Origin of the sequence: Parerythrobacter aestuarii (assembly GCF_030140925.1) — a bacterium.
Lineage (GTDB): Bacteria > Pseudomonadota > Alphaproteobacteria > Sphingomonadales > Sphingomonadaceae > Parerythrobacter > Parerythrobacter aestuarii.
This window is the reverse complement of the sequence record NZ_JARBWD010000001.1, coordinates 1,105,847-1,127,940: the sequence shown is the minus strand read 5'-3', so window position 1 is coordinate 1,127,940 and position 22,094 is coordinate 1,105,847. Positions and strand designations below refer to the sequence as shown.

Sequence of the window (22,094 nt, the reverse complement as noted above, 5' to 3'; positions counted from 1 at the left end):
TTGCCACACGAAGGGGCGCCCTCCTCCCGGGTGCCCCTTTTTTGTTTTGCGGGGCAGGACTTTACTTACATGTGATGATGTCTCATAGGTTGGTGGTGGAGGGTCCGTCATGAGAGAATATCAGCTGGCAATTGCTATTCTGGCCATTGGCCTGTCCGGCTGCGGCGAGGCCGAACAAGGCAATCAAGCCCAAGCGATTGTCGAACGGCTTGAACCGGTCTCCTATGCTGACAGTGCCCCTAGGCACGAATTCGGCTTCATGGAAGCCATGGAGACCGGCCCCGACCTGTTCGGTTCGTCAGCGCCCTCCGCACGCAACTCCGTGGCGCGGGTTGCAACGCTCGATATCGAAGAACCCCGCGTGGACCCCTCTCCGCAGGCCCAGGCTGCCAGTCCTCCCCAACAGATCGCCTATTCCTACGGTTTCGGGTTTCAGATCGCGGGCGACAAGATCGGAGAGCTTCAGCAGGCTCACGCCAAGTTGTGCGAAGCCATGGGCGACAAGTGCCGGATCTTGCGAATGTCACAGGCGACCGCCGACAATTGGGACGGTTATGGCGAGCTCAAGATGCAGGTTGCGAGCGACGATGCCGCGGTCTTCGGCTCCGGCCTGACCGCGCCCGCCGAAAAGCTCGGCGGCGAACTCATTTCCTCGGTCCGTGACGGCGAAGACCTGAGCGAGCAAATCATCGATTCCGAGGCAAGGCTCGCCTCACGCCTGGTCTTACGCGACAAGCTCACTGCCATCCTGCGCAGCAATCGCGGGTCGGTCGACGAACTGGTGAAAGCGGAGAAAGCCGTTGCCGAGGTCAATGAGGAGATCGACGCCACCCGGTCCAAGCTCGAGCAGTTCCGGAACCGCATCCGCTACAGCGCGGTGAACATCGAATACGAGCCCTACTTCGGTGAAACCCAGCTTGGCTTCAGCCGACCGGTCATGACAGCGTTCCGTTCGATCGGCACGACACTAGGCACAACGATCGCTGCGCTGATCTACCTGATAACCGCCGCAATCCCGGTGATCCTGCTGATCCTTGGGTTGCGCTGGATACTTCACCGCTTCGGCCTGCGCATCCGGTTCTGGAAGAAAGACCCACCCCTGAAGAGCGTAGGCTAAATCCCTCTCATATCCCGCGCTTCGGCCGGGATGCGGACTGCCAGCCCGTCCAGTTCCTCAGTCAGGTCGATCTGGCACGAGAGGCGGCTGGTGGCGGTGACGCCATAGGCCAGGTCGAGCATGTCTTCCTCTTCCTCGCTCGCTTCGGGCAGCCGCGCGAACCAGTCCTTCGCTACGATCACATGGCAGGTCGAACACGCCATCTGGCCTTCGCAGGTACCCTCGAGCGGCATCCCGGCCCCCTGCCCCAGCTTGAGCAGGTTATCGCCCGGCGCGGCCTCGACTTCGACAGTTTCGCCCGTGGCGGTCTCGAAGGTCACTTTCATAGTTGGGCCTCCGCTGCCCCGTTGATGGCCGTGGCGGCCTGTTCGATTTCGTCCATTGTGGTGTAGCGCCCGAAACCCAGCCGGATGGAGCTCTTCGCCTGCTTCTTGCCGAGCCCGATCGCTGTCAGCACATGGCTGGTGCGGCCCGAGCCGCTGGCACAGGCGCTGCCGGCGCTGAACATGATGTCGCGGCACTCGCTCATCAGGCGGTTCACGTCGAGGCCGTCGCGGCGGATATTGAGGTTGCCGAGATAGCGCGCCTCCGCGCTGCCGTTGAGGGTCCAGTCGGCGAGGATGTCGCGCGCCTTGTGCCACAGCTCGCTCACATGTGCTGCGTCTTCTTCCATCCGCTCCTTTGCCAGCTCTGCCGCTGCGCCCATCCCGGCAATGAGCGCCGGCGAAAGCGTACCCGAACGCAGGCCGAATTCCTGCCCACCGCCGGTCTGGACTTCGTGCAGGTCGACCCCGTCGCGCACCCACAACGCGCCGACGCCTTTGGGCCCGTGGAACTTGTGCGCGCTGATGGCGATCATGTCGGCGCCGGTGACTTCCATCTTGCCGTAGGCCTGCACGGCATCGCACAAATACAGCGCGCCCGCTGCCTTGGCCTTGCGATGCCAATCGACGGTCGGCTGGATCACCCCGATCTCATTGTTGACCTGCATCAGGCAGACGAGCCGACAGTCATCGGGCAGATCCTGCTTCGTATTGCACTGCCCGTCACTGGCGACGTTGAGGTAATGCGCCTGACCCAGGTCTTCTACGGTGTCGATCACAGCGGCATGCTCGATGGCCGAAGCCGAGACACTGCCCCCTCTATGCGCGGTGCCGCGAATGGCGAGGTTGATCGCTTCGGTCGCACCGCCGGTAAAGATCACGCGCCCGCCCGCCGGAAACAGCGCCGCAACCCGCTCTCGCGCCAGCTCTATCGCTGCGGCGGCCTGACGCCCCATCCGGTGCGGGCTATGCGGATTGCCGAAGCCTGTCCCGTCCGGCCCGTCGAGCCAGCGCAGCATCGCATCGCGTGCCTCGGGGCAAAGCGGGGTCGTGGCCTGGTAGTCGAGGTAGATCATTGTGTTCTTGGCTCTATCGCCTTCTCCTCGTCATTGCGAGCGTAGCGAAGCAATCCAGAGCAGGTTCGATCGCCGTCTCTGGATTACCGCGTCGCCTGCGGCTCCTCGCAATGACGGGCTAGGACAGGGACCGCCAAGCATCTGCGAAGCGATCCAGTTCCTCGGGCGTCGTGTTCCAGCCGAGACTGACACGGATCGTGCGACTGGCGGTGTCGTCGTCGATCCCGAAGGCGTCGAGCACGCGGCTCTTCTTGAGCGTGCCGGAAGAGCATGCGCTTCCCGCCGATACGGCAAAGCCCATGGCATCAAGGCGGATTAGCAAAGCCTGCGCACTCATTGTCGGGTGCGAGAGCGCGAAGATATAGTCGGCTTGAGCGCCAAAACTGAGCAGGGTTTCGCCAAACTTCGCCGCAAAATCGGCCCGCTCATTCTTGCTCGTCGACCAGGGTACGGCTTCGAGTGCGGCTGCCATCCCCATCGCTCCGGGAACATTTTCCGTACCCTGCCGATATCCGCGCTCATGCCCGCCAATCGGCTGCAGCAGCGCGAAGTCGCGCACCAGCAAGGCTCCAATGCCGATCGGCCCGCCAAATTTGTGTGCCGAGATCACCAGCATATCGGCATCGGGCAGGTCCAGCTTGCCGGCGGATTGCGAACAATCGGAGAGCAGCATGGCCCCCGCCTGGCTGATCGTCGGTTCCATCGCGCTGACCGGGTTGATGACGCCGGTTTCGGAATTGACATGCTGGATGGCGAGAATCGTCTGGCTGTCGAGTGGCAGATCCTCCGAGAATATCTCCGCATCCGGAGCAGCCCGGAAAACCGCGTCGTGCTCCACCGCGCTGACAATGCGCCGCTCCACCTTGGCCCGGTTGAGCGCAATCCACAGCGCCTCGCTCGCGCCGCTGGTGAAGATCACCTCGCCATCCCAGCCGAGCGCCCGCTTCACCCGCTCCCGCGCATCTTCCAGCGCGGCGCGTACCCGGCGGCCCTCGGCGTGGGGGCTCGAGGGATTGGCCCAGATGCGCAAGCCTTCCTCCATCGCCGCTTTCGCTTCGGGGCGCAGCGGGGTGGTGGCGGCGTGGTCGAGATAGATGCGTTCGGGGATGGTGCGCCTATTGTCAGGATGATTGCGAATTTCTCAATCATGCCTATATAGCGCGCACTTCAAGCGCGTCACCAGCGCCGCCGCAATCAGCCCAGGTATTCATACATGCCCACCGTCATTTTCCCCGGCCCTGAAGGCCGCCTCGAAGGCCGTTTCTCCCCGCCGCCGCGCCCGCGCGCGCCGGTCGCCATGATCCTGCACCCGCATCCGCAGGGCGGCGGGACCATGAACGAGCAGATCACGCAGAAGCTCTACAAGACCTTCGTCGATCGCGGCTTTGCAACGCTGCGCTTCAACTTCCGCGGCGTCGGCCGCAGCCAGGGCAGCTTCGACAATGGCATCGGTGAACTCAGCGACGCCGCCGCCGCGCTCGACTGGGTGCAGTCGATCCACGAAGAAGCGCAGGTGACCTGGGTCGCCGGGGTCAGCTTCGGCGCACTGATCGGCATGCAGCTGCTGATGCGTCGCCCGGAAATCCGCGGCTGGATCAGCATCGGCGCGCCCGCCAGCATGTATGACTTCAGCTTCCTCGCCCCCTGCCCCGCCAGCGGCATCTTCATCCACGGCGCGCAGGATACGGTGGTCCAGCCCAATTCGGTCACCAAGCTGGTCGAGAAGCTGCGCACGCAGAAGCACATTACCGTGCACCACGAGGAAATCCCGCGCGCCAATCACTTCTTCCAGGACGAGCAGGAAGAGCTGATGGCCTCGGTCAACAACTACCTCGATTTCCGGCTGGACCCGGCTTGCCCGATCACCTGATCGGGTAGCGCACCCCAAGCATTCGCAGACCTTGCCGCCCGCGCTTGCGGGATCAGTAGCGTTTTGCCACGCGAAAACGCTTGTCTATGTAATGTTATGTTGTATCCTTCATGCCAGAGGGTAAGAAGGGAGAGTGTGCATGGCATATGTCGATACACGCGGGAGCGGCAACCGCACCCAGGCCATCATCGGGGTCGCCGCGATCCATGCGGCATTAGGTGTCGTGATCGTCACGGGGCTGGCCGCCAATGTGGAACAGATCATCAAGGATCCTCCGCTGATCGGGAAGTTCGTGACCAAACCCGTCGAGCCGCCCCCACCTCCGGCCGACCCGCAGGATACCAACCCGACTACGCCCAAGGATGTGTTCACGCCCAAGACGCCGTTCGACATCCCGACACGTAACAATCCGATCAACACGACCACGGAACAGCAGCCATGGACCCCGCCCGACACCGGATCAATGGTCGATTTCGGCACCGGCGGCGGCATCGGCAAGGGTATCGATCTCGATCCGCCCAAGCTGTTCGAACCCGTCGCGCCCAAGGCCCGCAACGGCGACTGGGTGACCGACAACGATTATCGCACCAGCTGGATCACGCGTGAATGGGAAGGCACGGCGGGTTTTCGCCTGACCATCGGCACCAATGGCAAGGTCACCAATTGCACCATCACCAATTCCACCGGATACGCGGCGCTCGACAAGGCAACCTGCAGCCTCGTCACAAGGCGCGCCAAGTTCGATCCGGCACGGAACGATCAGGGTGAAACCGTGAGCGGTACTTTCTCCAGCGCCGTTCTCTGGCAGATCCCCGATTGAGGGAGCAGGATCGCTAGTCGGTTGACTCGCTTTCCTGTTCCAGACGGTCCACCGGCGCCTGGCCTCCGGCGTCGGGGACCGTCCATATCATCACATTGACGATCGCAATCACCGCCAGCAGCGCCATCAGCCCGGCCTGTTTGCGCACACCGCGTCGCCACAGGACGAAAGCGCCGAGCAGCAGCGCGAAGGCCGCCAGCATCATTACCGAAAGTACGACATCCATCATGGTGCTCCTGCCATTAGCAAAGCGGGTTTGACTTGCCCACTCCCCCGCGCCACACCTCACGGCCATGACCATGCACAGCTTCGACATCACCCGCCGCCAGGCCCTCGCCGGACTGAGCGCGACAACTGCGCTTACCCTCGCTGGCTGTACAACGGCCGGCGCGGATGCAGCACCGCCATCCGCCGCGCCGGCTACCGGAGCTTCTGTCGAGCGCTTGCAAGCAAGAAAGCTGTTGGACGAAGTTGCCTATCGCCTTCTGCGACACGAGCCCGAGCGGGCCACCAGCCTGGGTGTCGATACCGGCGAATACGCTGACCTGCGCGGCAAGCTGGAAGATCAGTCACCTGAGGGCCAGGCGGCCTATGCGGAAACGCTTAAATACAGCCAGACCTTGCTCAGCGTGCTTCCACGCGACCAACTCGACGCAGAAACCCGCACCAATCTCGAAGTGGTCGAGAGCTGCTACGATATCGCGCTGCAAGGTTTTGCCCTGCCCTATGGCGATGTCCCGGTCGGCAGCTGGCGCACTGCGCCCTATGTCGTGATCCAGAATGTCGGCAGCTATCTCGACCTGCCGCGATTCATGGATTCGACTCATCCGCTCACCACAGCCGAGGATTTCGACGCCTATGTCGCTCGGCTGGAAGCAGTGCCCGGCGTGCTGGCCGGCGAGCTGGAACGGATGCAATCGGCCCGGGCAATGGGCGTGGTCCCGCCCGACTTCCTGCTGGTCAAGGCCGTCGCGCAGATGAAGACCACACTGCTTGATGCGATGGAAGGCGGCGCGCTGCTTGCACCGCTCAAGAATTCCAAGAACGAGCACGCCGGGGTGCGGGTCCGCCGCGCGGAGCAGGTCATCAAGGAACAGATCGCTCCGGCGCTTGAGGCGCAGCTGGCCGAATTGTTCGCAGAACAGGAAGTCGCCACCTCCGATCCCGGCATGTACGCCCGCCCGCATGGCGAGGAGTTCTACGCCTGGGCGCTGCGGTCAAGCACCACTACCGCCATGACGCCCGATGAAGTCCACCGTATGGGCCTTGAGGAACTGGAAGCGCTGCATGCGCGGATGGAACCGATCCTGCAGGACATCGGCTATACCAAGGGCAGTGTCGGCGAACGCATGCAGGGCCTCAGCAAGGACCCGCGCTACATGTTTGCCGAAGGTGATCCGGGCCGTGCGGAAATCATGGCCTTCCTCGAAGAACGGGTGGCATGGATCAAGGCGCAGATGCCGCGCGCCTTCAACACGCTGGTCGATCCCAACATGGAAATCCGCCGCCTGCCCCCGGCCGAGGAACCGGGCGCTCCTGGTGCCTATGGCGGCGCGGGCAGCAAGGACGGCACCATCCCGGGGCGGATGTGGATCAACCTGCGAACCACCGACCTGCACCGCAAATACGACCTAGCCGACCTCGCCTATCACGAGACCATTCCGGGCCATGTGTGGGAAGGCGAATATTCCAACCGCCTGCCGCTGATCCGCTCGATCCTGGCCTTCAATCCGTTCTCCGAAGGCTGGGCGCTCTATGCCGAACAGCTGGCCGATGAGTTGGGTGCCTATGACGAATTCAAGGTCGGCCGGCTGGGCTACCTCCAGAGCCTCGCTTTCCGCGCCTGCCGCATGGTGGTCGACACGGGCCTCCATACCAAGGGCTGGAGCCGTCAGAAGGCGGTCGATTTCTTCGTCCAGCGCAATGGCTCCAAGCCCGACGAAGTCGCCAGCGAAGTCGACCGTTATTGCAGCTGGCCCGGCCAGGCGACCGGCTACAAGCTCGGCCACAGCCGCATAACCGGCCTGCGCGCCGATGCCCAGCGCGCGCTGGGCAGCCGCTATGACCTCAAGGCCTTCGACGATGCCGTCATCCTTGGCGGCAACGCCCCGATGGACGTGCTCGCCAAGAATGTAGAGCGCTATATCGCGGCGGCGCGCGCCTAGCTGCTGAGCCTAGCGGCTGGCCAAACCGCCGACGATCGCGCCGAGGATGCCGCCGAGCGGGCTGCCGCCCTGATTGCTGCTGCTCCCAGCGTCCTTGGCCATGTAGCCCGCAACCGCCATCGCCAGCAGCGGCAGCATCTTCTTGAGCAGGTTCTCGTCGAGCCCGGTCACACCTGCGACGGTTCCGGCGACCGAACGGCTTACGTCCTTGCTGCCGAAAATCGTGCCGAGGATGTCATTGCCCTGCGCGGTCGGGGTCGGCTTGGGCGCGAGCACGCTTTCGAGCAAGCCGCCGCCACCGCCGCCAAGAATCGCCCCGGCCAGCCCGCCCAGGCCGCCGAGCGGGTCGCTGCCACCGCCACCGGTCGCACTCCGGCCCATCCCTGCGACAATCGCCGGGAGCAGCGCACCGGCGGCAGTCTTGGCAGTAGCCTCATCCACACCAAGTTCCTGCGCAATGCTGCCGATCGCACCGGTTTCATTCAATATCTGACCCAGGTTCATAGTCTCACCCTTCTGCAAAAAGATTCTCGATTTGAAGCAATGTTACATCTGCGGCACGCCAAGCCTGATAGACAAGTAAACTATCGCAACACGGCGGCTTTCGACCGCCTGAGGACAGGAGCAATTCTATGGGTATCTTCTCGAGCATCAAGAACGCAATTTTCGGCAAGGACGAAGATGAAAAGAAAGCAGCCGCGCCTAAGCCGGTCACCGCTGTGCCCGAGAAGCCAGCAGCCCCTGCTGCCATCAGCGAAATCGATGTCGAGGCCCGGCTTGATGCCATGGAAGGTTCGGACACGCTCAACTGGCGGACTTCGATCGTCGACCTGTTCAAACTGATCGGGCTCGATTCGAGCTATGCCAATCGCAAGGAACTGGCCGAAGAGCTGGGTCGTAGCAACTACCAGGGCAGCGCCGAAGACAACATCTGGCTGCTCAAGGCGACCATGCAGGAACTGGCCAAGAATGGCGGGAAGGTTCCGGCTGCAATGCTCGATTGAGCGAACCGGACGTATTGCACACGATGAATAGAAGGGCGGCCGGTTGGTCGCCCTTCGTCTATCTGGCGCTATTCGGGCTCCTCTACTTCACTAATCGATTGAATTCTTCGTATCTTGGGGCAGGATAGGCGCATGAGTCGCTTGATCATTGCTGTCGCCCCGTTTCTCTTGCTGTTCAATTGGTCCGCTCCCGCCCTCGCCGATTGGCGCGTGGCGGAAAGCGACAATTTCGTCATCTATGCCGAGGACAGCGAGAAGGACCTGCGCAAGTTCGCACTGATGCTGGAAAGCTATCACTCCGCTATGGAGTTTGTCACCGGCAACAAGATCGAAAAGCCCAGCCCCTCCAACCGCGTGACGATCTATGTTGCAGGGGACCAGCGCGACATCCGCCGGCTGGCCCGCACCAGAAGCCGCTATCTGCAGGGCTTCTATATCGCTCGGGCCAGCGGTTCGATGGCCTTTGTCCAGGATATCAGGGGCAAGGGCATTGAGCCCTCGCCGTCCATGCGGACACTGTTGCATGAATACGCCCACCATTTCCTGATTTCGAGCATGCGCTTCGGCATGCCGCGATGGCTCTCGGAAGGCGCAGCCGAGTTCTATGCGGCCTCACGCTTTCCGAAGGATGGGTCGGTCGACATCGGTCGCCCCGCCAATCATCGCGCAGCCGAGCTGGCCTATGCCGAGGATGTATCCGTCCACGAACTGCTCGATCCCGAGCTCTATGCCGAGCGGCGGAGCAACAAGTATGACGAGTTCTACGGCAAGTCGTGGGCGCTTTATCACTATCTGACATTCAGCCGGGAACGCAGCGGGCAGATCGGCAACTACTGGCGTACCATGATGACCGGCAAGTCATCGCCCGAAGCAGCGCGCGAGGTGTTCGGTGACATAGACGCGCTCGACAAGGAAGTAAGCGACTACGTCAAGCAACGGCGCATGTTCTACTTTGGCCTTAAGCCCGAGCAGATCTCGACCGGCCCGATCACCGTCCGGACTCTCAGCGAAGGGGCAGGAGAGGTGCTGCCGCTGCGGATGATCTCGAAGCGCGGCGTCACCGAGGAAGAAGCCACCGAGTTGGTAGTCGAGATTCGCGAGGTCGCAGCGAAATATCCCGACGAGCCCTTTGTCCTCGAGGTACTGGCCGAGGCTGAATACGATGTCGGCAATGACGATGCCGCGATCGCTGCCGCCGACAAGGCCATCGCGCTCGATCCGACCGTCAAGAACGCCTATGTGCAAAAGGGCTACGCACTGTTTCGCAAGGCCGAGGATGCCGATGACCGAGACGCAGCTTATGCGGCGGCGATGGAGCCCTTCTCCAAGCTCAACAAGCTGGAGAAGGATCATCCTCTCCCGCTCTATTACTACTACCTCAGTTTCTTAGAACGGGGAGCCGAACCTCCAGAACAGGCCAAACATGCGCTCGAGCGGGCCGCCCAGCTCGCGCCGTTCGACCAGAACCTGTGGCTCAACGTCGGCTTCATGCAGGCCAGCGAGGGTCAGATCGCGCTGGCCCGGTTCAGCCTGCAACCATTGGCAGTAGACCCGCACGGTGGCAGCCGCGCGGAGTATGTGCAGGGACTGGTAGACGCCCTCGCCAAGGCACCCGAAGGCGAACCCTTCGACCTGTCGCGGGTCATCGCCATTCCGCGCGTGGAAGTGCCTGGCCCAGACGACGTGGACAAAGAAAGCTAGCCTCGCATAACCGCCTGGCGCACCCGCCTCATTTCTTCCCGAAGAGCCCCTTGGCCATGTCGGCGATATCATCGAGCGGATTGCCGTCGCCATCACGGTCAAGGATGCCCATCAGCTTGCTTGGGTCGCTCTTGATTGCATTGGCGAACTCGGTGAGCGAACCCTCGCCGCCAATCTGTTCGACGATCTGGCCCAGCACGCCAGCGTCGAGTCCGGTCTTGGCAGCAGCCAGTTCCACAGTGTCGCCTTCCATCTGGTGAGTCTGGCCGAGCGTCGCGATGGCTTTCTCGGCCATGGCAGGATCGATGCCGACCTTCTCCGCCAGGTGCTTCACATCGTCGGGCGCACCGCCGATATTCTTCAGGATTCCATCAAGCAAGCTCATCGTCATTCTCCGGTTGGGGGTGAGTCGTTGCCTTGAAGCCTAAGCCTTCAACACAGAATCGCCAAGTAACGACCTGAAAAGGCAAGCCTGGTGAACTCCGTGCAAAGAAAAGGCCCCGCCCGCGTATTGCCGCGGTGCAGGGCCCTCCTCTCCAACTGGTTGTCCTCTGCTGGCGTCAGGCAGCCTGTGGTGCAGCCTGGCGCACGCCTTCATCGACATGCGCTGCAAAGGGTTCGAAATTGTCGACGAACAGCTGCACCAGCTTGTGCGCGGTGGCGTCGTATTCCTCCTTGTCCGCCCAGGTGCTGCGCGGGTCGAGGATGGTCTGGTCGATGCCGGCTTCTGCCAGCGCCGGGACGCTGACCGGAACGTCAAAGCCGAAGTTCGGATCCTTGCGGAATTCCACGGCATCGATCTTGCCGTCGAGAACCGCGTTCAGCAGGCCGCGCGTGGCCTTGATCGGCATGCGCTGGCCAACGCCGTACTTGCCGCCGGTCCATCCGGTGTTGAACAGCCAGCACTGCACGGAACCCTTGGCAATGCGTTCCTTGAGCAAATTGCCATAGACGCTGGGGTGGCGCGGCATGAAAGCGGCACCGAAGCAGGTGCTGAAGGTCGCTTCCGGCTCGGTCACACCAATCTCGGTACCCGCTACCTTCGCCGTATAGCCGCTGAGGAAGTAATACATCGCCTGGTCGGGTGTAAGGCGGGCAATCGGAGGCAGCACGCCGAAAGCATCGGCAGTCAGCATGATGACGTTCGAGGGTGCCGGACCGAGGTTCTTTTCCGAAGTGTTGGGAATGAATTCGATCGGATAGGCCCCGCGGGTGTTCTCGGTCTTGCTGCCATCGGTGAAGTCGAGTTCGCGGGTGGCCGGATCCATCGTCACGTTTTCGATGATCGTGCCGAACATCTTGGTGGTGGCATAAATCTCCGGCTCGCCTTCGGCCGAGAGGTTGATCATCTTGGCGTAGCAACCGCCCTCGAAGTTGAACACGGCGTCATCCGACCAGCCATGCTCGTCATCGCCGATCAGCGTGCGGCTGGCATCTGCCGAAAGCGTGGTCTTGCCGGTGCCCGACAGGCCGAAGAAGATCGCGCTCTTGCCGTCGGCACCAATGTTTGCCGAGCAGTGCATCGGCATGACGCCCTGCGCCGGAAGCAGGTAATTGAGCAGGCCGAACACGCCCTTCTTCATCTCGCCCGAATATTCGGTGTTACCGATCAGGATGAGCTTCTCCGTAAAGCTGACCGCGATCACTGTGTCGCTACGGCAGCCGTGACGTTCAGGATCGGCCTTGAAGCTGGGCAGGTTGATGATGGTGTATTCAGGGGCGAAACTGGCGAGTTCTTCCTCGGTCGGACGGACCAGCAAGGTGCGCGCAAACAGGTTGTGCCAGGCCAGCTGGTTGATGACGCGCACGTTGACGCGATATTCCGGCTGCGAACCGCCGAACAGGTCCGCAACGTAGAGTTCGTCCTGATCTTTCAGGTGAGCGAGAAAATCCGCTTTCAGCACGGCGAAGTGTTCTTCGCTCATCGGCTGGTTGATCGCCCCCCAGTCGATCGTGTCTTCGGTCGTGGCATCACGGACAATGAACTTGTCCTTCACGCTGCGACCGGTGAACTTGCCGGTGTCGACCAGCAGCGCGCCATCGCGCGTGAGCTGGCCTTCGCCTTTCTTCAGTGCATGCTCGACGAGCTCGGCGGTGCCCATGTTCGGGTGGATGGTGGCATTTGTTTCGATGCCCTGTTGGGCAAGGCTGGTCGACAGCGGAGCGGTCACGCTGGTGTCTCCTGAAATCTCGTTTGGCCGGGGGCCGGTTAAGGCGCGTCTGGCAGGTCGTGCATAGGTATGCACGAAACGCGTCGCCCCGATAGTCGGGACAAGCGATTCCGTCAAACCTTGCGGGCCATTCCTTACACCATTGGTTCACCACGCGCGACCATCCGTTGTTTCAACAAACTCTTGGCGCTAGGAAAGTTATTGCAACGTATGAGGATGGCACCAAACATGGCTGGGCGAGGATGGCGGAACTGAGCGAGGCATTGGCAAGCAGTGTGCGGCAGCGGCGCGTCATCGCGCTCGTCGACGATGATCGCAACATCCTGACGACGGTCTCGATCGCGCTGCAGGCCGAGGGGTATGACACGCGCGTCTATTCCGAGGGCGAGACGGCGCTCAAGGCCCTGCTGGAGAATCCGCCTGACCTTGCCGTGTTCGACATCAAGATGCCGCGCATGGACGGAATGGAGCTGCTGCGCCGCCTGCGCGAGCATTCGGCTCTCCCCGTCATCTTCCTCACCAGCAAGGACGATGAGCGTGATGAGGAAGCCGGGCTGGAGATGGGTGCCGACGACTATATCTCCAAGCCATTCAGCCTGCGACTGCTCCTCGCCCGTATTCGTGCAATCCTGCGCCGGGGCGGACTGGACGAACTGAGCGCTGACGAACAGGCCGCCGAACCGGAAGAGCAGCGCGCAACTTACAGCCGCGGCCGACTGACAATCGATCCGGCACGTCACCAGGTGCTGTGGGATGGCAGACAGGTTTCGCTGACAGTCACCGAGTTCCTGATCCTTGAAGCGCTGGCGGTGCGCCCGGGGGTTATCAAGAGCCGTAACCAGCTTATGGATGCCGCCTATCCTGACGAGGTCTATGTCGATGATCGCACCGTCGACAGCCACATCAAGCGCATGCGGCGCAAGTTCCGCACCGTCGACAGGGAGTTTTCGGCCATCGAAACGCTGTACGGTGCCGGTTACAGCTTCTCGGACGGGTAATATCCTTGGCTGAGGAGCGCCTGACCCGTCGGATTGTCCGCCCGCTCGAACGGATGAGCCTGCTCGACCGGCTGTCGCTTACCGCGCGCATCCTTTTGGTCAACGTGCTCCCGCTTGTGCTGCTCGGAGGCGGCATATTCTATCTCGATTCCTACCGTGCGCAATTGCTCGACGAACGCTACAAGCTGGCGCGGATCGAAGCCCAGATCACTGCTGAAGCACTCGCGGGGGCCACCAAGGAACGACAGGAAGCCTTGCTGGTACAAATCGGCAAGGAGCAAGGCATGCGGCTGCGCATGTTCGACGCCGAAGGGCGGTTATGGGCGGACAGCTTCAAACTGGGTGAACCTGGCTTTACCCTCGACGATCCTTCCGATGATACCTTCGGACCGCGTTTTGCCCGCTTCCTGGACCAAATGGTCGATACAGTCGTGAGCGCACAGCCGGTCCCGAAATACGACGAGCCCGAGGCCGAGACAGCCGATGCCTGGCCGGAACTGGTCCGTGCGCGCGAACAGGGGCTGTCCCAGATCGAGCTGCGGCAAGCGGCAGACCGCACTCCGGTGATTACTGCCGCTGCTCCTGTCGGGCTCAATGGAGCAACCCTGCTGACGACCCGCAATGCCCGGGACATCACCGAAGCCGTGCGGAGCGCCCGCTCCACGCTTGGCATTGGCGTAGGCTTCGCGCTGCTCGCTTCGATCCTGCTCTCACTCTACCTTGCTCGCACCATCGTCCGTCCCTTGCAGACGCTGTCGCGGGCGGCGCAAAAGGTTCGGTTGGGTCGGGAACGTGAAGTCGAAGTCCCACGCCTGCCTGAACGGCGCGACGAGATCGGCGTATTGGCTCGCGCCGTGTCCGACATGACCGATGCCTTGCGCCAGCGCATCGACGCGGTCGAACATTTTGCCGCCGATGTCGCTCACGAGATCAAGAATCCGCTGGCCAGCCTGCGCAGTGCCGTCGAATCCCTCGCCAAGGTCGACGACGCCGAACTTCAAAAGCAACTGCTCGATATCGCCACGCACGATGTACGGCGAATTGACCGGCTGGTGACGGAAATTTCCGATGCCAGCCGGGTCGATGCGGAGATTTCGCGCGCGACATTCGAGATGATCGACATGGGCGACCTGGTCAAAAACATCCTCGCCACGCGGACCAACCGGGGGTTGGATGGTGAGAGGACCTTGATCCTCGAATCCCCCGCCGGTCAATCCTTGGTAATGGGCGTCCCCGTTCGAATCGAACGGATTGTCGAGAACCTGCTCGACAATGCTGTGTCGTTCTCCCCGCAACAGGGCACTATCTCCATTGCAATTGCCACCGATGCGACTGAGAGTTGCGTTACCTTGTCCGTGTGTGACGAAGGCCCAGGCATTCCCGAGGAAGACCGCCGCAAGATTTTCAACCGGTTCCATTCCGACCGCCCGGAGGGCGAGGATTTCGGCGACCATTCGGGGCTTGGCCTCGCCATCGCCCGGACCATTGCCGAAGCACACGGTGGATCGCTCGTTGCGGAGAATCGCGCCGATGGTGCAAGCGGGGCCTGCCTGATCATGACCTTGCCGCAGGCGCGGCCCAGCATCACGGGCTCACCCTAGATGCTGTACCAGGCCAGTTGCGTTGCCATCCACGGTAATGCGGTGATGATCGAAGGGCCACCGGGGTCGGGCAAGACATCTCTGGCCCTGGCTTTGATCGATCGCGGAGCCATGCTGGTGGGGGATGACGGCGTCTCGCTGGAGTTGCGTAGCGACGGCAAACTCTGGGCTTCGCCACCGCCGAGGATCGCTGGCAAGATCGAAATTCGCAATGTCGGCATTGCCGAACTTGAGCCGGTCGAAGCCCCGGTTGCGCTGATCCTTTCGCTCGACACCTCAGCCCCGCGGTTCGTCGAGCACGCCCTCCAGTGCGAAATCCAGGGGGCCGCTATTCCATGGCTGAAGTTTGCCCCGCACGGCTCCGTTGCCGCCTTGCGCGCCGAATATGCGTTGCAGATGCACGGGCTTGGGCGTAGCCGGGGGTCATGACGGGCCGCCTCGACATCCTCCTCGTGACCGGACTTTCAGGTGCGGGCAAAACGACCACGCTCAAGGTATTGGAAGACCTCGGCTGGGAAATGCTCGACAATTTCCCCATCCGCCTGCTCGAACCCCTGATCAACGAAGTGACATCGGGCAAAAACCCCGCCCCGCTCGCAATCGGTTTCGATTCCCGCACCCGTGGCTTTGTCCCCAGCGACATCATCGCCCTCGTGAAGGAACTGGTGAAGCGCGACGACCTGACTGTAACAACGCTGTTCCTCGACTGCGCCAGCGACGAACTGGAGCGACGTTTCAACGAGACCCGTCGCCATCATCCGCTCGCGAGGGGGCGCTCGGCGATCGACGGGATCAGAGCGGAGCGGGAGCTGATGGAGCCGCTACGTCGCTGGGCGGAAGCAGTTTTCGATACCAGCGAACTGGCTGCCAACGAGCTGCAGCAGATGGTGCGCGAGCGCTTCCACCGGGACGATCCGGCTTCGCAGACAGTGACGGTCAGCAGTTTCGGTTTCGCCCGCGGCATGCCGCCGTTGGCCGACCTGGTGTTCGACATGCGCTTCCTCGACAACCCGCATTGGGTGCCGAACCTGCGCGAGCAAACCGGACTCGATCCGGCGGTAGGCGAGTTCATCACCGCGCGCGGCGACTTCGATGAGGTGTTCCAGCGCATCCGCGATCTCGTGCTGTCGCTGCTCCCGCGCTACCGGGCGCAGGGCAAGGCCTATGTCCATGTCGCTTTCGGCTGTACCGGGGGGAGACACCGCTCGGTCTACACCGCAGAGACCATGGCTCAGGCCTTGCGCGAGGCCGGATTTTCGCCCACTGTCATCCACCGCAATTTGGCATCGCGTGCTGCCGACCAGTTTGAAGGCCCGATGGGCTTGAAATGACAGCAGCGATTGGCAGCAACCATGGTTAAACCGCATCCACACAGCACGATGCAGGGCCTGTAGAAGCGAGCGCAGATTACCCCCCATGATTGGACTTATTCTCGTGACTCACGGCAGCCTTGCCGACCAGTTTGTGGAGGCGATGGAGCACGTTGTCGGGCACCAGGAGGCGGTCGAGACCGTCTGTATCGGCCCTAATGATGATGTTGAGCAGCGCCGGTCCGAAATCGCTGAGAAGATCGCCAAGGTGGACAGCGGCGATGGAGCGATCGTGCTGACCGACCTGTTTGGCGGGACGCCTTCCAACCTCGCGATCTCGCTGCTCGTTGCCGGCAAGGTCGAAGTCATCGCCGGGATCAACCTGCCGATGCTGATCCGGCTGGCCGGCGCACGCAAGACGATGGATGTCGTCTCGGCCGTCGCTGCCGGACGCGAAGCTGGCAAGAATTACATCACCGTGGCTTCGGAGTTCCTTGGCCAGAACGAGGCGCCTCCGGCGAAGAAAGCCTCATGAGCGGGGCGCGGCGCGAAGTCACCATCGTCAACCAGCGCGGCCTGCACGCCCGCGCCAGCGCAAAGTTCGTGGGGATGGTGGCAGGCCTGCCCGAAGGCGTGGCGGTGACGGTGGCAAAGGACGGGAACGAAGCCGTCGGCGGATCGATCCTCGGCCTGATGATGCTAGGCGCGGCCAAGGGTGACACGGTGGAAATCATGGTCACCGGCGACGAACAGGATACCGTGCTCGATCAGCTGTGCGCGCTCGTCGAAGACGGGTTCGGCGAAGAGTAACCCGCCATGGCCCGGCGCCAGATCACCGGCTTTTCCAATCCCACGGTCAAGTATCTGCGCTCCTTGCGCGAGAAGAAGCACCGCAAGGCTGCGGGCAAGGTGCTCGCCGAGGGCCTCCGCCTGCTGACCGACGCGCGCGAAAGCGGCAAGGTACCCGAAGTGCTGGTGATGGCCGAAGGGCGCGACCCGCATCCGCTGCTGGCTGAGCTGGAAGCTGCGGTCGACGCGGCCGGCGGCGAAATCATCGAAACCTCGGACGATATCCTCGCCAAGATTACCGGCAAGTCCAACCCGCAAGCGGTAGCCGGGGTGTTCGCCGAATGGGATAGCTCGCTCGCGGCGCTCGACCGCTCAGACGCGCAGATCTGGCTGGTGGCGCAAGCTCTGCGCGATCCCGGCAACCTAGGCACCATGTTGCGCACCGGCGATGCAGTGGGCGCGGGCGGGCTGATCCTGATCGACGACTGCGCCGATCTCTTCAGCGTCGAAGCCGTGCGCGCGAGCATGGGTGCGGTGTTCACCCAGCAGGTTGCGATGGCGCGGTGGGAGGAGTTCCTGCCATGGCTGCGCGCAGGCGAAGGCCAGCTTGTCGCTGCGTCCCTACGCGACGCGGTGCCCTATCGCGGCGCGCCCTATACTGCGCCGTGCTTCATCCTCGTCGGCAACGAATCGCAGGGCCTGCCCGAGGACTATGAAATGGCCTGCGACCTGCGCGTGACCATGCCCATGCGCGGCCGGGCGGATAGCCTCAATGCCGCCGTGGCGGGCGCAGTGCTGGCCTATGAAGTGCTGGCGAGTTTGGAGGGCTAGTCGCCCGCTACGAACACCGTCACCTGCCAGCGCCCGTCTTCGCGCGAGGCAAGCAAGCGATAGTCGAGCTGGTGGCGCATCTGCGCGACGGCCGCATAGCCTTCCTCGCCGGACTTGGTGCGGACCTTGATGAATTCCTCGTCGCCTTGCCAGTCACCCAGCTGCTCGACCGCTTCCCAGCGCATGCTGCGGATCATTGGCGCATCAGCGCTGGGAGCTTCGCGCAGCGGCACCGCATCGCCCAGCGTCAGCCAGGCGGAGAAAGCGTCCTCAATGCCGTAGTCCTGGCTCCACGCCCACGGCATGGCGATCTCGCCATCGCCTGAGCTGGCACAGCCCAGCCGCAGCACCTTGTCGAGCTCGCCCCACAAGTCGCGCTCGGTCAAACGCTCCGAAAGCGTTTCCCAGCCGCTCCCGCCGCCGAAATCGAGCAGCGTTTCCTCGCTGAACACCGGGCGCAGCATCTCCGCATCCCGGTTGGCGACGGCGGTGACCAGCTGCATGCGGAACGCCTCGAAGCCTTCCAGCTTCGCGCATTCATCGCGCGGATAGAGATGTTCAGCCTGCGCCTGCGGTGCCACCCCCAGCATCGCGGCGGCGAGCATGATTCCCCATTTCATTCGGCAGCCTCCTTCGATCCGTCGGTCAGCAGGTCGTCGCTGGTATAGCGCGGCGCGCCTTCGACCAAGGGTACGTCCTCGATCTCGCGCTTGCCGATCTCGATGCCCTTCTCCGCCAGCCGCTTGCCCGAGGACAGCACGTTGCGTTCGAACGAGCCGACGAACTTGTTGTAATTGTTGACCGCGGTTTCCAGCCCGCCGCCGACGCGCTTCAGATGCTCGGCAGCGGTGGCGAGCCGGTCATACAGCTCCGTCCCCATCCGGCCGATTTCCTGCGCTTCGCGAGCCAGCCCATCCTGCCGCCAGACCTGTGCCACCGTGCGGGCGATGGCGACAAGGTTGGTCGGGGTCGCCAGCAGCACCCGCTTGTCGAAAGCGAAGTTCCACAGGTCGGGATCGTGTTCGAGCGCGGCGGCGACGAAATGCTCGCCCGGCACGAACATCACGACATAATCTGGCGCATCCTCGAACTGGCTCTGGTAACTCTTCGCGCCCAGGGTCTGCACATGGTTCCGCATCGAGCGGACATGATCGCCAAGCGCCCGTTCGCGCGCCTCGTCATTGTCGGCCTCGAAGGCCTCCTGATAGGCGTTGAGCGAAACCTTGGAATCGATCACCAGCATCTTGCCGCCGGGAATGCGCACAATCGCGTCGGGGCGCAGCCGCCCGTCATCGGTGTCGATCGAATGCTCCATCATGAAGTCGGTGTGTTCGGCGAGGCCGCATTGTTCGAGCAGGTTCTGCAGCGCCCGCTCGCCCCAGCGCCCGCGTGCCTTCGGGGCGTTGGTGAGGGAGTTTCCAAGCCGCTGCGCTTCGCGCCGGACCTGCTCCTGCCCCTGCCGCATTTGTTCGATTACGCCCGCCAATTGCCCGAAGGCATCGACGCGCTTTTCCTCCAGCACCTTGACCTGCTCTTCGTAGCTCTTGAGCCGGTCCCCCACTGGAGCGAGCAACGCCCTGAGTTTTTCCTCGCTGGCCTTTTCGGAATGGCCCAGCCGCTCCTCGGCACGCTTGAGGAATTCCTCTTGGCTGCGCGACAGCACTTCGCCGCCCACGGCCTTGAACTGCGCGAGCATTTCCTCGCGCGCTTCCTTCATGGTGGCGAGCTGCTTGTCGAAATTGGCGGCATTGGCCTCTAGCGTCGCGACCTTGATCTGGGCCTCGCCCAGCTCCTTGATCGCCTGCTTGAATTCGCCTTCCCGCTCATCCGCCTCTTTCTCGAGATCGGCCAGCCGGTCACGCAATTCCACCGCCGGGCGCGATCCGGCAAACCAGCCGCCCAATGCCCCCAGCAGGAGACCACCGAACAGCGCGAAGAGGATGAAGAGCATGGGGTCCATCCCGCCAGTCTAGGCGGAACGGACAGGGAACGCTAGTGGGTGGCGCGAATTTTCCCGGCTTACGCCGCGCGCAGCTTCTGCAACTTCTTCAGCGCCATCTGCCGCTTCAGCCGGCTCAGGTGGTCGATGAAGAGAATGCCTTCGAGATGGTCCATCTCGTGCTGGATGCAGGTCGCCAGCAGGCCTTCCATCGCTTCGGTGTGCACCTTGCCGTCCAAGTCCTGGTAGCGGACCGTGCAGGTCGCCGGGCGGTCGACATCGGCGTATATTTCAGGGACCGAGAGGCAGCCTTCCTGGTAGGTCGCCAGTTCTTCCGCCGGGTCGAGGATTTCGGGGTTGATGAACACCCGCGGCTCGCGCTTGGTCGGCTGGTGATAGTGCTTGTGCCCGTCGTGGTGGCATTCCTCGGGCTCGGCATCGGGATCGTCGGGCTGGAGGTCGATCACCAGCACGCGCTTGGGAACGCCGACCTGGATCGCCGCGAGGCCGATACCGGGGGCGTCATACATCGTCTCGAACATGTCCTCGACGAGGGTCTTGAGCTCGTCATTGAACTCGTCCGGCTGGACGGGCTGCGACACGGTCTTGAGCCGGGGATCCGGCACTTCCAGGATTTCACGAATAGCCATGCAACCAATTTAGGCGCTGGTGGTGCTCGCTGCAAGCAAGCGATTCCGATCAGAGTAAGTGGTTAGCCTACGGGACGCCTCGCCCTCAGCGCCTGCGCCAGCGTTCCTTCATCAAGATAGTCGAGCTCCCCGCCTACCGGCAGGCCGTGCGCCAACTGGGTAATCCGCACGGGAAACGCCTCAAGCCGTTCGGCCAAGTAGTGGCTGGTGGTCTGGCCTTCCAGCGTGGCATTCATTGCGAGCACGACCTCGTCGATCCCGCCTTCCTCGACCCGGCCCAGCAGGCTGGCGATATTGAGGTCCTCGGGCCGAACCCCGTCGAGCGCGGACAGCTTGCCGCCCAGCACGTGATAGCGCCCGGTGAAGAGCTTGGCCCGGTCGAGCGCCCACAGGTCGGCGACATCCTCGACCACGCAGATCGACTTGGCATCGCGGCGCGGGTCGGCGCAGATGCCGCACGGGTCCTGCGTATCGACATTGCCGCAGGTGCGGCATTCGACCAGCCGATCCTGCACCGCTTCAAGCGCTTCGAGCAGGCCGGGCAGCGCAGAATCGCGGCGCTTGACCAGCCACAGCACCGCCCGCCGCGCCGAGCGCGGGCCGAGGCCGGGAAGCCGCGCGAGGGCGGACGCCAGCTGCTCGATCTCTTGCGATGCCAAAGTGCGCTTCTCTCTTCCCGTTCGCCCTGAGCTTGTCGAAGGGCCGTAGTTCCTTATAGGGCCGCGCTAGAAGAAAAGGCAGGGCTTCGACAAGCTCAGCCCGAACGGAACTGTTATCAAGGCTCTCTGGTTGTGCGCATAATCTTCATGGGAACCCCGGACTTTGCCGTGCCGACGCTGCGCGCGCTGCATGCGGCTGGGCATGAGGTTGTCGCGGCCTACACCCAGCCGCCGCGCCCGGCTGGCCGGGGCAAGAAGCTCCAGCCCTCGCCGGTACAGAAAGTGGCCGAGGAACTGGGAATCCAAGTCCGCTCGCCCAAGTCGCTCAAGTCGGCGGAGGAGCAGGCGGCCTTCGCAGCGCTCGCGGCCGATGTCGCGGTCGTGGCGGCCTATGGCCTGATCCTCCCCCAACCGATCCTCGATGCGCCCACGAACGGCTGTCTCAATGTCCACGCCTCGATCCTGCCGCGCTGGCGCGGGGCGGCACCGATCCACCGCGCTATCATGGCGGGCGACGTGGTGACCGGCGTCACCATCATGCAGATGGAGGCCGGGCTCGACACCGGACCGATGCTGGCAACGATCCGCACCCCTATCAATGACAAGACCACCGGCGAGCTGAGCGAGGAACTGGCCGAACTGGGCGCGAACCTGATGGTTCAGACCCTGCACGAACTCGACAAGCATGTGGCTGTTGCGCAGGATGACGAGGCCGCAACCTACGCCCCCAAGATCGACAAGGCCGAAGCGCGGATTGATTGGTCAGGACCGGCGGAAGAGGTTGTGCGGCATATCCACGGCCTCGCTCCCTTCCCTGGCGCCTGGTGCGAAGTAGATGGGGAAAGAGTGAAATTGCTGAGCGCCGAAATCGCTGACGCAAATGGCGCTGCCGGCACAGTGCTCGACGACCGGTTCACCATCGCCTGCGGAATGGGCGCGATCCGCCCGCTGCGACTCCAGCGCGCGGGTAAGCCCGCAATGGACCTGGCTGATTTCCTGCGCGGGTACCCGGTAGTGGCCGGGATTGTGCTCTCGTGACGAGTTCATTCTCTTCCCGTCATCCCCGCGAA

25 protein-coding genes are annotated in these 22,094 nt (G+C 62.9%); 14 read left to right on the top strand and 11 right to left on the bottom strand.

The genetic code is table 11. The annotated features are described in order from the left end of the window. The first annotated feature begins 109 nt into the window (after nt 1-109). Complete coding sequence (locus QPW08_RS05505) at nt 110-1,117, top strand: DUF4349 domain-containing protein (protein WP_284124732.1); 1,008 nt, start codon at nt 110-112, stop codon at nt 1,115-1,117. On the opposite strand, the gene QPW08_RS05500 is transcribed toward QPW08_RS05505, so the two are convergent. From QPW08_RS05500 to QPW08_RS05490, 3 genes are all read right to left on the bottom strand, one after another. Continuing rightward, nucleotides 1,114-1,443, bottom strand: a complete 330-nt coding sequence (locus tag QPW08_RS05500; protein WP_284124731.1) for a 2Fe-2S iron-sulfur cluster-binding protein — start codon at nt 1,441-1,443, stop codon at nt 1,114-1,116. The genes QPW08_RS05505 and QPW08_RS05500 overlap by 4 nt on opposite strands. Then, nucleotides 1,440-2,516: a cysteine desulfurase family protein gene (locus tag QPW08_RS05495; protein ID WP_284124730.1), complete on the bottom strand. Its 1,077-nt coding sequence runs from the start codon at nt 2,514-2,516 to the stop codon at nt 1,440-1,442. Before QPW08_RS05495 ends, QPW08_RS05500 begins: the two co-directional genes overlap by 4 nt. 118 nt (nt 2,517-2,634) lie before the next feature. Then, entirely contained in the window at nt 2,635-3,612 is a 978-nt protein-coding gene (locus QPW08_RS05490) for a cysteine desulfurase family protein (protein WP_284126304.1), read from the bottom strand. 117 nt (nt 3,613-3,729) lie between these two features. Here QPW08_RS05490 and QPW08_RS05485 point away from each other — a divergent pair, with 117 nt between their 5' ends. Together QPW08_RS05485 and QPW08_RS05480 are read left to right on the top strand one after the other, a co-directional pair. After that, nucleotides 3,730-4,386, top strand: coding sequence for an alpha/beta hydrolase (locus QPW08_RS05485; protein WP_284124729.1), 657 nt, complete (start codon nt 3,730-3,732; stop codon nt 4,384-4,386). Nucleotides 4,387-4,525: 139 nt separating this feature from the next. Next, nucleotides 4,526-5,206, top strand: coding sequence for an energy transducer TonB (locus tag QPW08_RS05480; RefSeq protein ID WP_284124728.1), 681 nt, complete (start codon nt 4,526-4,528; stop codon nt 5,204-5,206). Between the two features lie 13 nt (nt 5,207-5,219). Here the strand turns inward: QPW08_RS05480 and QPW08_RS05475 are convergent, their stop codons facing one another. After that, nucleotides 5,220-5,435, bottom strand: a complete 216-nt coding sequence (locus tag QPW08_RS05475) for a hypothetical protein (RefSeq protein ID WP_284124727.1) — start codon at nt 5,433-5,435, stop codon at nt 5,220-5,222. Between the two features lie 64 nt (nt 5,436-5,499). Here QPW08_RS05475 and QPW08_RS05470 point away from each other — a divergent pair, with 64 nt between their 5' ends. Continuing rightward, complete coding sequence (locus QPW08_RS05470) at nt 5,500-7,371, top strand: DUF885 domain-containing protein (protein ID WP_284124726.1); 1,872 nt, start codon at nt 5,500-5,502, stop codon at nt 7,369-7,371. A gap of 9 nt (nt 7,372-7,380) precedes the next feature. On the opposite strand, the gene QPW08_RS05465 is transcribed toward QPW08_RS05470, so the two are convergent. Beyond that, a complete protein-coding gene (locus tag QPW08_RS05465; protein ID WP_284124725.1) occupies nt 7,381-7,875 on the bottom strand; it encodes a DUF937 domain-containing protein in 495 nt (164 codons plus the stop codon). A gap of 128 nt (nt 7,876-8,003) precedes the next feature. Between QPW08_RS05465 and QPW08_RS05460 the strand changes: the two genes are divergently transcribed. After that, on the top strand, nt 8,004-8,375 hold the full coding sequence (locus tag QPW08_RS05460) for a DUF3597 domain-containing protein (RefSeq protein ID WP_284124724.1): 372 nt from the start codon (nt 8,004-8,006) through the stop codon (nt 8,373-8,375). A gap of 132 nt (nt 8,376-8,507) precedes the next feature. Then, complete coding sequence (locus tag QPW08_RS05455; protein ID WP_284124723.1) at nt 8,508-10,076, top strand: DUF1570 domain-containing protein; 1,569 nt, start codon at nt 8,508-8,510, stop codon at nt 10,074-10,076. A gap of 28 nt (nt 10,077-10,104) precedes the next feature. Here the strand turns inward: QPW08_RS05455 and QPW08_RS05450 are convergent, their stop codons facing one another. Both QPW08_RS05450 and QPW08_RS05445 read right to left on the bottom strand, forming a co-directional pair. Further along, entirely contained in the window at nt 10,105-10,461 is a 357-nt protein-coding gene (locus QPW08_RS05450) for a hypothetical protein (protein WP_284124722.1), read from the bottom strand. A 175-nt stretch (nt 10,462-10,636) separates the two neighbouring features. Further along, on the bottom strand, nt 10,637-12,247 hold the full coding sequence (locus tag QPW08_RS05445) for a phosphoenolpyruvate carboxykinase (protein WP_284124721.1): 1,611 nt from the start codon (nt 12,245-12,247) through the stop codon (nt 10,637-10,639). A 242-nt stretch (nt 12,248-12,489) separates the two neighbouring features. Between QPW08_RS05445 and QPW08_RS05440 the strand changes: the two genes are divergently transcribed. The 7 genes from QPW08_RS05440 to QPW08_RS05410 all read left to right on the top strand — a co-directional run bounded on the left by QPW08_RS05440 (nt 12,490) and on the right by QPW08_RS05410 (nt 17,776). Beyond that, nucleotides 12,490-13,245 (top strand): response regulator transcription factor, encoded by a 756-nt coding sequence (locus QPW08_RS05440; RefSeq protein WP_284124720.1) that lies wholly within the window; start codon nt 12,490-12,492, stop codon nt 13,243-13,245. A 5-nt stretch (nt 13,246-13,250) separates the two neighbouring features. Next, on the top strand, nt 13,251-14,846 hold the full coding sequence (locus QPW08_RS05435; RefSeq protein ID WP_407674550.1) for a sensor histidine kinase: 1,596 nt from the start codon (nt 13,251-13,253) through the stop codon (nt 14,844-14,846). Further along, nucleotides 14,847-15,275 carry an HPr kinase/phosphorylase gene (locus tag QPW08_RS05430; protein WP_284124719.1) on the top strand — a complete coding sequence of 143 codons (429 nt, stop codon included), beginning with the start codon at nt 14,847-14,849 and terminating at the stop codon, nt 15,273-15,275. It begins immediately after the preceding gene. Further along, entirely contained in the window at nt 15,272-16,177 is a 906-nt protein-coding gene (rapZ, locus tag QPW08_RS05425) for an RNase adapter RapZ (RefSeq protein WP_284124718.1), read from the top strand. Before QPW08_RS05430 ends, rapZ begins: the two co-directional genes overlap by 4 nt. Before the next feature lie 85 nt (nt 16,178-16,262). Beyond that, nucleotides 16,263-16,691 (top strand): PTS sugar transporter subunit IIA, encoded by a 429-nt coding sequence (locus tag QPW08_RS05420; protein WP_284124717.1) that lies wholly within the window; start codon nt 16,263-16,265, stop codon nt 16,689-16,691. Next, complete coding sequence (locus tag QPW08_RS05415; RefSeq protein ID WP_284124716.1) at nt 16,688-16,966, top strand: HPr family phosphocarrier protein; 279 nt, start codon at nt 16,688-16,690, stop codon at nt 16,964-16,966. Before QPW08_RS05420 ends, QPW08_RS05415 begins: the two co-directional genes overlap by 4 nt. Nucleotides 16,967-16,972: 6 nt before the next feature. Next, entirely contained in the window at nt 16,973-17,776 is an 804-nt protein-coding gene (locus QPW08_RS05410; protein ID WP_284124715.1) for a TrmH family RNA methyltransferase, read from the top strand. Here the strand turns inward: QPW08_RS05410 and QPW08_RS05405 are convergent. The 4 genes from QPW08_RS05405 to recR all read right to left on the bottom strand — a co-directional run bounded on the left by QPW08_RS05405 (nt 17,773) and on the right by recR (nt 21,024). After that, complete coding sequence (locus QPW08_RS05405) at nt 17,773-18,396, bottom strand: SH3 domain-containing protein (protein ID WP_284124714.1); 624 nt, start codon at nt 18,394-18,396, stop codon at nt 17,773-17,775. The genes QPW08_RS05410 and QPW08_RS05405 overlap by 4 nt on opposite strands. After that, a complete protein-coding gene (locus QPW08_RS05400; RefSeq protein WP_284124713.1) occupies nt 18,393-19,736 on the bottom strand; it encodes a DNA recombination protein RmuC in 1,344 nt (447 codons plus the stop codon). Before QPW08_RS05400 ends, QPW08_RS05405 begins: the two co-directional genes overlap by 4 nt. Nucleotides 19,737-19,795: 59 nt before the next feature. Continuing rightward, nucleotides 19,796-20,365 (bottom strand): peptide deformylase, encoded by a 570-nt coding sequence (def, locus tag QPW08_RS05395; RefSeq protein WP_284124712.1) that lies wholly within the window; start codon nt 20,363-20,365, stop codon nt 19,796-19,798. A gap of 62 nt (nt 20,366-20,427) precedes the next feature. Next, nucleotides 20,428-21,024 carry a recombination mediator RecR gene (gene recR / locus QPW08_RS05390; protein ID WP_284124711.1) on the bottom strand — a complete coding sequence of 199 codons (597 nt, stop codon included), beginning with the start codon at nt 21,022-21,024 and terminating at the stop codon, nt 20,428-20,430. 132 nt (nt 21,025-21,156) lie between these two features. On the opposite strand from recR, the gene fmt reads away from it, so the two are divergent. Further along, complete coding sequence (gene fmt, locus QPW08_RS05385) at nt 21,157-22,062, top strand: methionyl-tRNA formyltransferase (RefSeq protein ID WP_284124710.1); 906 nt, start codon at nt 21,157-21,159, stop codon at nt 22,060-22,062. The last annotated feature ends 32 nt before the right edge of the window (nt 22,063-22,094 follow it).